The organism is Streptomyces sp. NPDC051567, assembly GCF_044454165.1.
In the GTDB taxonomy this organism is placed as follows: domain Bacteria; phylum Actinomycetota; class Actinomycetes; order Streptomycetales; family Streptomycetaceae; genus Streptomyces.
Genome location: NZ_JBITDK010000001.1, coordinates 85,735 through 97,450, shown reverse-complemented (window position 1 = coordinate 97,450; position 11,716 = coordinate 85,735). Strand labels below are relative to the sequence as shown.

Here is an 11,716-nt window from a genome sequence, read left to right as displayed (position 1 = left end):
GATGGACGGCCGCCGCAAGCAGCCCCGTTTCGGCAACGGGGCGTACCAGCTCACCGACGAGACCCCGGTCTACGTGATCTCGGTGGCCGCCCAGCTCTCCGGTCTGCACCCGCAGACGCTGCGCCAGTACGACCGTCTCGGCCTGGTCTCCCCGGACCGTACGGCCGGGCGCGGCCGGCGCTACTCGGCCCGTGACATCGAGCTGCTCCGCGCGGTGCAGGCGCTCTCCCAGGACGAGGGCATCAACCTGGCGGGCATCAAGCGGATCATCGAGCTGGAGAACCAGGTCGCCGCGCTCCAGCAGCGCGTGGCCGAGCTCTCGGCGGCGGTGGACGGCGCGGCGGCCACGCTCCAGGCCCGCGAGGCCCAGGTGCACGCCTCGTACCGGCGCGACCTGGTCCCGTACCAGCCGCCGCGTCCGGGCAACGCCCTGGTCGTCTGGCGCCCCAAGCGCCCGATGGACTGAACCCCGCCCGCCTCGCACCACCCGGGTACCACCCGCGCACCCGTCGGTCCCCGTCGCTCCGGCGACGGGGACCGACTGCGTGGGGCGGGTCGGGCCGGTTCGCCGCGCGGCTGGGCCGGTCAGCCGGGGGGCGGCGCGGTCAGTGTGCTGCGCGGTCAGTGTGCGGGCCGGATGGGGGCCGGGTGGGGGCCGCTTCGTCTTCACGCCGAGGGAGGTCCCGCTGAACAGCACGGAGCCGTTGCTCGGGAACGACCCGGCCCTGATGGGGCTGCCCGCGCTGCTGGGGTAGGTCTGCGCCCTCGGGTCGGTACATGGGTTGATCGGCGTGGTGAAGGTCGCAATGTCCGGCCCGCTGCCCGTCAGAGAGAAGCTGGAGCAGCGGCGCGGAAGACGTACAGCCGTTGGCCGCCGCGTCGACCGAGAAGCTGATGTACCGGTTCGTCATCGTCAGTGGAATTGGTTTCACGGTCTGGAACTCGACCTTGTTCGTACCCGGGTTCGCGCCGTCCGTGTAAGCGGAGACCGCATGGTTGACCGTGGGATCGGCCGCCCCGTTCACCTTGTTCTCGAAGTTCTCGGCGTAGACGACGGTCGGCGCCTGGGGTACGCCGGGCGTGCCCGGGGTCGCCGTGTGCGCGGTCGGCGCGGCGATGTTCATCGCCGTCGCCGTCGCCGTCGCCTGCGCTCCCAGCATCGCAGCGGTGACAGCCGGCGCACGCACGCGCAGACCACCGGAGTAACCACGCATCTATGCGTGCTCCAATCGTGCAGTATCAACTTGTTCAGCCGAATTGCCCCGGCCATTAGCAAAAGGGAGTTAATGCAGACAAACGCCTGGGTTCCGTCCACCACGCGGTCCCGGTGCGCGAAACACCCGGACGCACGGGGTACGGACAGGCGGCCGGGGCGCCGGAGAAGCTGCTCGCGCGAGGGTACGGTTTCAGCCATTCGGTGGCACCCGGGCAGGGCCCGCGCACCCGCGCCGCCGGGCCCGCGCACCCGCGCCGCCGGGCCCGCGCACCCGCGCCGCCGGGCCCGCGCACCAGGGCGGTCCGGCTCGCGCGCCCACCCGTACAGGACCCGTACAGGGCCGTACGGACACCCCTACGGGCCCGCGCACCCACCCGTACGGGACCCGGTTTCCTGACTCTGGGTCAGAAACGCAGCTCCCCGTCCGGGTCGGACCGGGGTTCCAGGGCCGGGCCCGAGACGCGGCCCAGGATGCCCGACTGGGCGATGAGGTAGCCGAGCTGGGCGCGGCTGCCGCTGCCGAGGGCGGTGGCCAGCTTGGCGATGTGGGCGCGGCAGGTGCGTACGTTCATCCCCAGCCGGCGCGCGATGGCCTCGTCCACGTGGCCCTCCACCAGGAGCTGGGCGATGGAGCGCTGCACGCCCGAGATGCCCGAGGGGGTCGGGTCGTAGGGGATCTGCTCGTTGAGCGGGGTGGCCCGCCGCCAGAGCTGTTCGAAGACGCGGACCAGGTAGCGGACGAGCGCCGGGTGCCGCAGCTCCAGGGCGATCTGCTGATCGTCGCTGGCGGGGATGAAGGCGACCGACTCGTCGCAGATGATGAGCCGCTCGACGAGTTCCTCCAGCGTGCGGATCTCGACCTTGCCGCTGGCCATCCGGTCGACGTAGGCCATCGTGCCGCGGCTGTGCCGGACGGTGTGCTGGTAGAGGGTGCGCATGCTCACCCCGCGCCGGATGAGCGGCTGGTCGCGCTCGATCGCCTGGTTGAGGATGTGCTCGGCGCGCCCGCCGCCCGGCTGGATGGTCAGCATCTCGGCCTGGCACTCGGCGGTGGCCACGTTGAGGGCCGCGTTGATCCTGTTGAATCCCTCCAGCACGGTGATCGCGTGGGTGGGGGCAGGAGTGAGGGCGCTGAGGGCCATGAATGGCTCAAACGTTTCGGCCAGCTCTATGGAGGAGCGCCGGCGCTGCAGGATCTCCCGTTCGAGGGGGTGCAGGCGTTGGGCCAGTGCCACCGAGGGGGGAACCGGACGGAGCCAGTTGTCGTCGTCCGGATCGGGGTGCAGCAGGGCAAATTCCAGCAGGCAGGGTGTCTGGTCGACCTCTTCACGGGCGATTCGACCGGAGCTGAGCGCACTTGCGTACAGCTCGGCTCCGAGGTCGCACAGGTCCGTCACCGCATGGGGATGTGTCTGGTTTATACGCATAATCGGCAAATCTCCCACCCCCAGGGTCCTGCATGTACAGGAACATGATGCATCGCCACAGTGGCAATGACGTGGCTCGATAAGTCATCGTCTGAGATGCGGGGGAGAGGAATCCATCAAGTGAGGACAACGTCGACCATGTACAAGAAATTGCTTCGCTCGGTGGCTGCCATTGCTCTCTCTACGGCTGCTGCTGTCGGTGGAATCTCGCTCGTGGGCAGTGGCTGGGGCAGCGCGCCTGCCGACAGCGGCTGGGGTGCCGGTGTCACCGGTGACGACAGTGGCTGGGGATCACCCGGCGATGACAGTGGCTGGGGCAGTGTCCGGGCCAGTGGCGACGGTGACGACGGCGACGACAGCGGCTGGGGCTTCGGCCCGGGCGACAGCGGCTGGGGATCGGCTCCCACGGACGCCCGTGCGAGCGGTGAGCCGGTCGGCGCCGAGTCCGACAGCGGCTGGGGCACGGGTGGGAAGACCGTCGGCGCATGACCCCCGACGACCGCGGTTTCCGCCGCGAAATGGCCTCCGCCTACCGGTCCGGATGGCAGTTCATCGACTTGACCACGGCGATCCCCTACCCGGGCGACTCCCTGATGGTCACCCTGTTCGGTCAACCGATCGTCGTCGTGCGCGAGGAGGACGAGGACGTACGTGCCTACCGGTGCCTGCGCCGCCCGCGGGGCGCGCCGCAGCCCGTCCGCTGCGAGGTGCGCTACGGAATGGTCTTCGTCAATCTTGATCAGCGCGATCACCAGCTCTTCGAACCCGACATCACCACCGCCACCCCCCGCAGTGCCTGAAGCGATTCCCCCGTCGTCGCAGATCGCTCAGGTGCTTCCCCCACACAGCGGCGCCATCGTGGACCTGACCACGATGGCGCCGCTGTGATGTCCGCGTCCAGTAGCTGACCGGACAAGATGAAAACCGAACTTCTTCGGGAGCCCCGGCTGCTTCTTCGGGAGCCCCGGTCCGCCGGGCGCGGGCGCTCTCCCGCCCGGTAGCGGCCCCCCGGCCCTTCCGCCGGGCGCGCCCCGCCCGCCCGGTTCCTGTCCCGGCCCCCGTCAGGGGCCCGCCGTGCGGCCCCCGTCCGGAGCCCGTACCGGCCCCGTGGGCGGCCGTGCGGCCCCCTCCGCCCTTCCCCGCCCGTACGTGCTCCCGCGCGCCCCTGATGGCCCCTGCGCGCCCCCTGGAGCCCGCCCCGCGCGCCCCCGGGTGACGGTCCGGCCGCCGCCGGGCCTCCAGTGCCCGTCCAGTGCCCGTCCGGCATCCGTCCGGCGCCCTTCGACCCCGCCCGGGCGCGGCCCCAACGGTGCTGGTGCCGGCGCTGCCGCTCAGGCGCGGCCCATGGCCCGGTCCAGGGTGATCTCCAGGACGACCCGGTCCGGGTTGGGCGAGGGCGTCCGCCCGTACCGCTCCGCGTAGCGCGCCACCGCGTCGGCGACGGCCGCCTCGTCCGTACGGACCACCGCGCGCCCCTCCAGGGTCGCCCAGCGGCGTCCCTCCATCTGGCAGACCGCGACCCGCGCCCCCTGCGGGTGCTCCGCCCGGGACAGCAGGATGTTGCGGACCTTCCTGCTGTGCCGGTTGCTGATCACCCGGGCCAGGCCGGCCTCCGGGTCGTAGGTCACCCCGACCGGCACCACGTGCGGGGTCCCGTCGGGGCGTGGGGTGGTCAGCGTGCAGATGTGGCGCTCCCGCCAGAAGGCGAGGTACTCGGGCGTCGGGTTGAGTACGTCATGGGACATGGCCCGAAGGGTACGGCGCGACGGCGTGAAACTGTCCCTTGAGTGGCATAGACTCAACTTTGCATATGCTTTCGTTGTCAGAATTCTTCAGAGTGCCTCAGAACTGTTCCCCCCGGGAACACGGGGAACGCAGGGAACACAGGAAACCCGGGGAGTTCTGTCACCCCGCCGGAGAGGAGAAGTCACCCGTGGACGCCGAGCTGACCAACAGGAGCCGGGACGCGCTCAACGCCGCCACCAGCAGGGCCGTCAAGGACGGGCACGCGGACCTGACCCCCGCCCACCTGCTGCTGGCCCTGCTCGCCGGGGAGGACAACGAGAACCTCACCGACCTCCTCGTCGCCACCGACGCCGACCAGGTGGCCGTGCGCGAGGGCGCGGACCGGCTGCTCGCCGCGCTGCCCAGCGTCACCGGCTCCACGGTCGCGCCCCCGCAGCCCACCCGTGAGCTGCTCGCCGTACTCGCCGAGGCCGATGCCGAGGCCGGGCGGCTCGGGGACGACTACCTCTCCACCGAACACCTGCTCATCGCCCTCGCCGCCCGGGGCGGCGCGGCCGGTGAGCTCCTTTCCGCCCAGGGCGCGACCGCGCAGAAGCTGCTGGCCGCCTTCGAGAACGCACGAGGAGGACGCCGGGTGACCACCCCCGACCCCGAGGGCCAGTACAAGGCCCTGGAGAAGTTCGGCACCGATTTCACGGCCGCCGCACGTGAGGGCAAGCTCGACCCGGTGATCGGCCGCGACCAGGAGATCCGCCGCGTGGTCCAGGTCCTCTCGCGCCGCACGAAGAACAACCCGGTGCTCATCGGCGAGCCCGGCGTCGGCAAGACGGCGGTGGTCGAGGGCCTGGCGCAGCGCATCGTCAAGGGCGACGTGCCCGAGTCGCTCAAGAACAAGCGGCTGGTCTCCCTGGACCTCGGCGCGATGGTCGCGGGCGCCAAGTACCGGGGCGAGTTCGAGGAACGGCTCAAGACCGTCCTGGCGGAGATCAAGGCCAGCGACGGCCAGGTCATCACCTTCATCGACGAGCTGCACACCGTCGTCGGCGCGGGCGCCGGCGGGGACTCCTCCATGGACGCGGGCAACATGCTCAAGCCCATGCTGGCCCGCGGCGAGCTGCGCATGGTCGGCGCGACCACGCTCGACGAGTACCGCGAGCGGATCGAGAAGGACCCGGCGCTGGAGCGGCGGTTCCAGCAGGTGCTGGTCGCGGAGCCCACGGTGGAGGACACCATCGCGATCCTGCGCGGGCTCAAGGGCCGCTACGAGGCCCACCACAAGGTCGCCATCAACGACAGCGCGCTGGTCGCCGCCGCGACCCTCTCCGACCGCTACATCACCTCCCGCTTCCTGCCCGACAAGGCCATCGACCTCGTCGACGAGGCCGCCTCCCGGCTCCGCATGGAGATCGACTCCTCCCCGGTGGAGATCGACGAGCTCCAGCGCTCGGTGGACCGGCTGCGGATGGAGGAGATGGCGCTCAAGAACGAGTCCGACCCGGCCTCGCGCGAACGCCTCGACAAGCTCCGCAAGGACCTCGCGGACCGTGAGGAGGAGCTGCGCGGCCTCACCGCCCGCTGGGAGAAGGAGAAGCAGTCCCTCAACCGCGTCGGCGAGCTCAAGGAACGCCTGGACGACCTGCGCGGCCAGGCCGAGCGGGCCCAGCGCGACGGCGACTTCGACTCCGCCTCGCAGCTCCTCTACGGGGAGATCCCGGCGCTGGAACGCGAGCTGGCGGAGGCCGCCGAGGCCGAGGCCGAGGCGTCCAAGGGGACGATGGTCAAGGACGAGGTCGGCCCCGACGACATCGCGGACGTGGTCGGCGCCTGGACCGGCATCCCGGCGGGCCGGCTCCTGGAGGGCGAGACGCAGAAGCTGCTGCGCATGGAGGACGAGCTGGGCCGCCGCCTGATCGGCCAGGGCGAGGCCGTGCGGGCCGTCTCCGACGCCGTGCGCCGCACCCGCGCCGGGATCGCCGACCCGGACCGCCCGACCGGCTCCTTCCTCTTCCTCGGCCCCACCGGCGTGGGCAAGACGGAGCTGGCCAAGGCGCTCGCCGACTTCCTCTTCGACGACGAGCGGGCCATGGTCCGCATCGACATGTCGGAGTACGGCGAGAAGCACTCGGTGGCCCGCCTGGTCGGCGCCCCGCCCGGGTACGTGGGCTACGAGGAGGGCGGCCAGCTCACCGAGGCCGTCCGCCGCCGCCCGTACAGCGTGGTCCTGCTCGACGAGGTCGAGAAGGCCCACCCCGAGGTCTTCGACGTCCTGCTCCAGGTCCTGGACGACGGCCGTCTCACCGACGGCCAGGGCCGGACCGTCGACTTCCGCAACGTCATCCTGATCCTGACCTCCAACCTGGGCAGCCAGTTTTTGAGCGGGCACGGCCTGGTCGACCCCCTGACCTCGGCCGAGGAGAAGGAGCGCCGGGTCCTGGAGGTGGTGCGGGCCTCCTTCAAGCCCGAGTTCCTCAACCGCCTGGACGACCTGGTGGTCTTCTCCGCCCTCTCCGGGGCCGAGCTCGCCCACATCGCGGAGCTCCAGATCGGCCTCCTGGCCAAGCGCCTCGCCGACCGCCGCCTGGCCCTGGACGTCACCCCCGCGGCCCTGGCCTGGCTCGCCGACAAGGGCAACGACCCGGCCTACGGCGCCCGCCCGCTGCGCCGCCTGATCCAGACGGCCATCGGCGACCGCCTGGCCAAGGAGATCCTCTCCGGCGAGGTCAAGGACGGCGACACCGTCCGCGTCGACGTCTCGGGCGAAGACCTCCTGGTCGGCAAGGCCCCGTAGGCGCGCCGCTGCGGCCGGAGGGCTCGTCCTTCCGTCCATGGAAGGAGAACTTCCTTCCATGGACGGAGCAACCTGGCTATGGTTGTTTCACGCGTGAAACAACCATTCACATGCTCACAAGGCCCCGGGAGGTGTGTGACAGGTGCTGCTGAGTTTCCGGGTGGCGAACCACGGCTCCTTGCGTGAGCCCCAGGAACTGAACTTCGTCCCGTCCTACGAGGACGAGCGGCCGGCGGTGCCGGTGGTGGCCGTCTACGGAGCGAACGCGTCGGGGAAGTCGACCCTCGTCGACGCGTTCCGCTTCTTCCGGACGGCTGTGAAGGAGTCTCAGGCGCGGTGGCTGCCCGGTGCCCCGGTGCCCCGGCGCCCCTTCCTGCTCGACCGCACCAGCCGCGCCGAGCCGTCGACGTACGCCGTGGACCTGCTGGTGGGAGACGTCCGTTACGTCTACGGCTTCGGTACCACGGACCACGAGATCACCGAGGAGTGGCTGTACAGCTACCCCAAGGCCAGGCGGCGTGTCCTCTTCGAGCGGTCCGGGGCGACGATGACCTTCGGGCCGAAGCTGGGGGGCGGCCGGGTGGCCGCCGAGCACATCCTGCGGCCGAACAGCCTCTACCTCTCGGCGGCGGCCCAGACCTCGCACCCGGAGCTGGGCCGGGTCTGGAAGGAACTGACCGCACTTCACATCGTGGGGGACGAGACGAGGCAGGCGCTCGCCTCTTCGTCCGTCGGGGCTTTCCTCACCTCGCTGTACGAGGCGTTCGCCGACCTCGGCCTACCCATCGGCTCCGAGGTCCTGGCGGCGGCCGACCTGGGGGTCCAGGAGATCAGGCCAGGCCAGGAACGGCCAGAGGTGGTGTTCCCGGGAGGCTTCCTGGACCTGCCGCGGGAGAGCAAGATGCGCGTGGCCGCCTCCCGCACGCTGGAGTTCGTCCACGTGGTGGCAGGGGAGGAGTTCGTCCTGCCCGCCGAGGCGGAGTCCGCCGGTACCAAAACCTGGCTGAACCTGGTGACCAGAGGGCTCAGCTCGGTACTGATCGGGCGTGCGATGTGGGTGGACGAGCTCGACATCAGCCTGCACCCCCTGCTCACGGCGAAACTCGTCTCCCTCTTCCAAGACCCCGAGCTGAACCCGCTCGGCGCTCAGCTGATCTTCACCACCCACGACGCCTCGCTCCTCGGCACCATGCTCGGCGAGCAGGTGCTCCGCCGTGACCAGGTGTGGTTCGTCGAGAAGGCCCCGGCCACCGGGGCCTCGGAGCTCTACCCGCTCAGCGACTTCAAGCCGCGCAAGGGCGAGAACTTCGAGCGCCGCTACCTCGCCGGGAGCTACGGTGCCGTACCGCTGCTCCCGGAGACGGCGTTCGAGGACCTGCTCAGGAAGCACTGGGGGACGCGTGACGCCGAAGAAGTTCCCGCGTGAGGGATCGGGCCGCCGACGCGGTCCGGTCCGGCAGTCCGCGCGGACGCTGCTGATCGTCTGCGGCAGCCGGGAGACCGAGCGCCAGTACCTGAAAGGGCTGCGCGACCACCTGCGCAACCCCGCGGTGGCGGTGAAGGTGCTCAACAAGCCCTGCTCGCCCACCCAGCTCGTCACCTACGCCCGTGACCAGCGGGAACAGAACCGGGACGCCTACGACGAGGTCTGGTGCGTCTTCGACGTGGACCAGTTCCCGGACGTCGCCGACGCGGTCGCCCAGGCCCGGCGCCACGGGATCGAGGTCGCGGTGTCCAACCCGTGCTTCGAGGTGTGGCTGCTCCTGCACTTCACCGACCACCGCGCGTCCGCCGAAACGTACAAGAAGCTGCTGCCCCTCCTGCGCAAGCACGTACCCGCCTACGACAAGGCCCGGGTCGACTTCGCCCGCTACCGGGAGGGCCTCGCGGCGGCCACCGAGCGTGCCGTGCGCCTCGATCCGACGGGGCGGGACCACACCCGCAACCCCTCCTCGGGCGTGTGGAGGCTCACGGACCGGATGTCGCCGCCCGCCGGGAACACACCCCGCCCCTGACCTGTTCCGTTCCGCCCGGAGCGGATCGGGCCTGCGGGGGTGGACACGGGGTAGGAGCGATGAGGGAGGATGACGTCATCCGCACGAAGGGAAGTACACGGTGAGCATCGACCCGGCCTCGATTCCGAACTTCGGAGGGCAGCAGCCCGATCCGCAGGCCACAGGACCGGCGGGCCCCGTCGTCCCCGACCAGGATCTGGTCAAGCAGCTGCTGGAGCAGATGGAGCTCAAGTACGTCGTCGACGACGAGGGTGACCTCGCGGCGCCGTGGGAGGAGTTCCGTACCTACTTCATGTTCCGCGGCGAGGACGAGCAGCAGGTCTTCTCGGTGCGGACCTTCTACGACCGCCCGCACAAGATCGACGAGAAGCCGCAGCTCCTGGAGTCCATCGACGACTGGAACCGCCGCACCCTGTGGCCCAAGGTCTACAGCCACACCCACGACGACGGCTCCGTCCGCCTGATCGGTGAGGCGCAGATGCTGATCGGCACCGGCGTCAACCTGGAGCACTTCGTGTCCTCCACGGTCAGCTGGGTCCGCGCCTCCATCGAGTTCGACAAGTGGCTCGTGGAGCAGCTCGGCCTGGAGCAGGACGTCGACTCCGCAGGTGGCGAGCAGAAGAACTCCGGCGGGCAGAAGAGCTCCGACGAGGAGAAGAACGGCGACGACAAGTAGGGTCCGCCCTCGATCGTCCGGGCGGACGACGCCAGTTTGAAGACACGCCCTGGTGCTGTCACCGCACCAGCCGTCCGTCCGCCGCCGTCACAGCGGCACGCGCGCCACGAGCAGCAGGTAGAGCCCGTAGCCGTACGAGAGCCCGGCCAGCCCCGCGGTCACCACGACCACGGTGCGCGGCCGGGCTCTCGCCATGACGGCGGCGACGGGCAGCAGCAGCGGGAACGCGGGCAGCAGGAACCGCGGCTTCGACTCGAAGAACCCGGCCCCGCCGAAGGTGATCACTATCAGGACCCCGGTGTACACGAGCAGCGGCAGCGGCACCCGGTCCAGCACCAGCAGCACCGCCAGCAGCCCGGCCACGGCCAGCAGGGCCACGGTCACGAAGGTGGCGAGCGGCGCGTACCCGCCGGTCAGCACGTGCTCGGCGGAGCGCAGCGCCCCGGCGCCGAAGTCGAAGCGGGAGCCCCAGCGCCGCTGCACGGAGAAGTACCCGCCGAGCGGGTCCCGGTTGCGCACCCCCACCGCCAGGACGTACGCGGCCCACCCCGCCGGGGCCACCAGAGCGGCCCCCCACACCTCGGGCGCGCGGGAGCGGCGTACGAGCAGCGCGTGCAGCGCCAGGACCGAGACGGCCGCCGCGACGGCGATCCCGGTGGGCCGGGTCAGCCCGGCGAGCACCGCCAGCCCCGCGGCCCACAGCCACCGCTCGCGCAGCAGGGCGTACAGCGCCCAGGCGGCGAGCGCGGTGAGCAGCGGCTCGGTGTAGGCGAGGGTCAGCACCACGGAGTGCGGCAGCGCCGCCCACAGGGCCACGAGCAGGACCCCGGCGCGCGGCCCGAGCACCCGCTCCCCGACCCGGTACACCCCGACGGCGGCCACGGCGGCCGAGACCCAGGCCACGAACAGCCCGGCGGGGACCAGGCCGCCGGGCACCACGCCGGAGAAGAGCCGCACGAGGAACGGGTAGAGGGGGAAGAAGGCGGAGTCGCTCTGGACGGAGCCGGTACCGGTCACGGCGTCCGCCCACATCTCGGTGCGGCCGTACCCGTGGGAGGCGATCCGCAGGTACCAGGACGAGTCCCAGGACCTGCCGAGCACCCGGACGGGGCTGCGCCCCGCCCACCAGGCCCCGGCGGCGAGCACCAGCACCCCGGCCCCGCGGACGGCGGCGAACACCCCGAGCGCGAGGACCGCCGCCGGGACGGCCGTCCGTACGGTCCCGCCGGTCCCGCCAGCCCCATCGGTCCCATCGGTCCCACCGGTCCCGTCAGGTTCGCCGTGGTCCCCGCGGTCCCCCCGTTTCGCCAGGGTCGCGCGCAGGACCGGGCCGGCCAGGCCCGTGAGCCCGGCGCGCGCGGTCGGGCCGGTGCGTGCGATCAGCCCGGTGCGTGCGGTGCGTGCGGTGCGGCCCGCGCGGCCGTCCGGCCGGGGCCCCGGCGGTGTGGAGCGCGGCCCGCCGCCCGTGCCCGCGCCGGTGTCCCTGCCCGCGCTCGTGCCCGTGCCGGTGCCCGCGCTCGTGCCCGTTGCCATGTCTCCCGACTTCCCGCGCTGTTCCCGCTCCGCGTCCGCGCGCTCACCGGACGGCGGTGCACCCCGCCCCGCGCCCGGCCCGGAACGGCCGCCGGACCCGGGTCACCCCCGGCCCACCGCCGCCACGCTGGGCAAACCCTACGAGCCCACCCCTTCCCCCGCCCGCTGGCACGCTCTGCACCCCCGCACTTGTCGGGACCCGGAGCAGCTCCGGGCCGCACCGCGTCCTCTCGGCGGTGACGGCTTCGGCCCGGTCGAGGTGGATGCGTGAGCCCGAGGAAGGAGACCGGGTCGGCGTCTCGCCGCTGAGCGGCT

At 71.6% G+C, this 11,716-nt stretch carries 11 protein-coding genes; 7 read left to right on the top strand and 4 right to left on the bottom strand.

Annotation, left to right across the window (positions count from 1 at the left end; all coding sequences use genetic code 11):
- The first annotated feature begins 1 nt into the window (after nt 1).
- Nucleotides 2-466 (top strand): heat shock protein transcriptional repressor HspR, encoded by a 465-nt coding sequence (locus tag ACIA5F_RS00400; RefSeq protein WP_399347515.1) that lies wholly within the window; start codon nt 2-4, stop codon nt 464-466.
- A 139-nt stretch (nt 467-605) separates the two neighbouring features.
- On the opposite strand, the gene ACIA5F_RS00395 is transcribed toward ACIA5F_RS00400, so the two are convergent.
- Nucleotides 606-1,214 carry a hypothetical protein gene (locus tag ACIA5F_RS00395; protein ID WP_399347513.1) on the bottom strand — a complete coding sequence of 203 codons (609 nt, stop codon included), beginning with the start codon at nt 1,212-1,214 and terminating at the stop codon, nt 606-608.
- A gap of 406 nt (nt 1,215-1,620) precedes the next feature.
- Nucleotides 1,621-2,643 (bottom strand): helix-turn-helix transcriptional regulator, encoded by a 1,023-nt coding sequence (locus ACIA5F_RS00390; RefSeq protein WP_399347511.1) that lies wholly within the window; start codon nt 2,641-2,643, stop codon nt 1,621-1,623.
- A 162-nt stretch (nt 2,644-2,805) separates the two neighbouring features.
- On the opposite strand from ACIA5F_RS00390, the gene ACIA5F_RS00385 reads away from it, so the two are divergent.
- Both ACIA5F_RS00385 and ACIA5F_RS00380 read left to right on the top strand, forming a co-directional pair.
- On the top strand, nt 2,806-3,132 hold the full coding sequence (locus tag ACIA5F_RS00385) for a hypothetical protein (RefSeq protein WP_399347509.1): 327 nt from the start codon (nt 2,806-2,808) through the stop codon (nt 3,130-3,132).
- Nucleotides 3,129-3,443 carry a (2Fe-2S)-binding protein gene (locus ACIA5F_RS00380; RefSeq protein WP_399347507.1) on the top strand — a complete coding sequence of 105 codons (315 nt, stop codon included), beginning with the start codon at nt 3,129-3,131 and terminating at the stop codon, nt 3,441-3,443. Before ACIA5F_RS00385 ends, ACIA5F_RS00380 begins: the two co-directional genes overlap by 4 nt.
- Nucleotides 3,444-3,974: 531 nt before the next feature.
- Here ACIA5F_RS00380 and ACIA5F_RS00375 read toward each other — a convergent pair.
- A complete protein-coding gene (locus ACIA5F_RS00375; RefSeq protein WP_399347505.1) occupies nt 3,975-4,388 on the bottom strand; it encodes a pyridoxamine 5'-phosphate oxidase family protein in 414 nt (137 codons plus the stop codon).
- A gap of 188 nt (nt 4,389-4,576) precedes the next feature.
- Between ACIA5F_RS00375 and clpB the strand changes: the two genes are divergently transcribed.
- The 4 genes from clpB (at nt 4,577) to ACIA5F_RS00355 (ending at nt 9,868) form a co-directional block, all read left to right on the top strand.
- A complete protein-coding gene (gene clpB, locus ACIA5F_RS00370) occupies nt 4,577-7,177 on the top strand; it encodes an ATP-dependent chaperone ClpB (RefSeq protein WP_399347503.1) in 2,601 nt (866 codons plus the stop codon).
- 142 nt (nt 7,178-7,319) lie between these two features.
- Nucleotides 7,320-8,603: an ATP/GTP-binding protein gene (locus ACIA5F_RS00365; RefSeq protein WP_399347501.1), complete on the top strand. Its 1,284-nt coding sequence runs from the start codon at nt 7,320-7,322 to the stop codon at nt 8,601-8,603.
- Complete coding sequence (locus ACIA5F_RS00360; RefSeq protein ID WP_399347499.1) at nt 8,578-9,192, top strand: RloB family protein; 615 nt, start codon at nt 8,578-8,580, stop codon at nt 9,190-9,192. The genes ACIA5F_RS00365 and ACIA5F_RS00360 overlap by 26 nt, the downstream gene beginning before the upstream one ends.
- Before the next feature lie 100 nt (nt 9,193-9,292).
- Nucleotides 9,293-9,868, top strand: coding sequence for a YbjN domain-containing protein (locus tag ACIA5F_RS00355; protein ID WP_399347497.1), 576 nt, complete (start codon nt 9,293-9,295; stop codon nt 9,866-9,868).
- A gap of 87 nt (nt 9,869-9,955) precedes the next feature.
- Here the strand turns inward: ACIA5F_RS00355 and ACIA5F_RS00350 are convergent, their stop codons facing one another.
- Nucleotides 9,956-11,401, bottom strand: coding sequence for a hypothetical protein (locus tag ACIA5F_RS00350; protein ID WP_399347495.1), 1,446 nt, complete (start codon nt 11,399-11,401; stop codon nt 9,956-9,958).
- Nucleotides 11,402-11,716 lie beyond the last annotated feature (315 nt).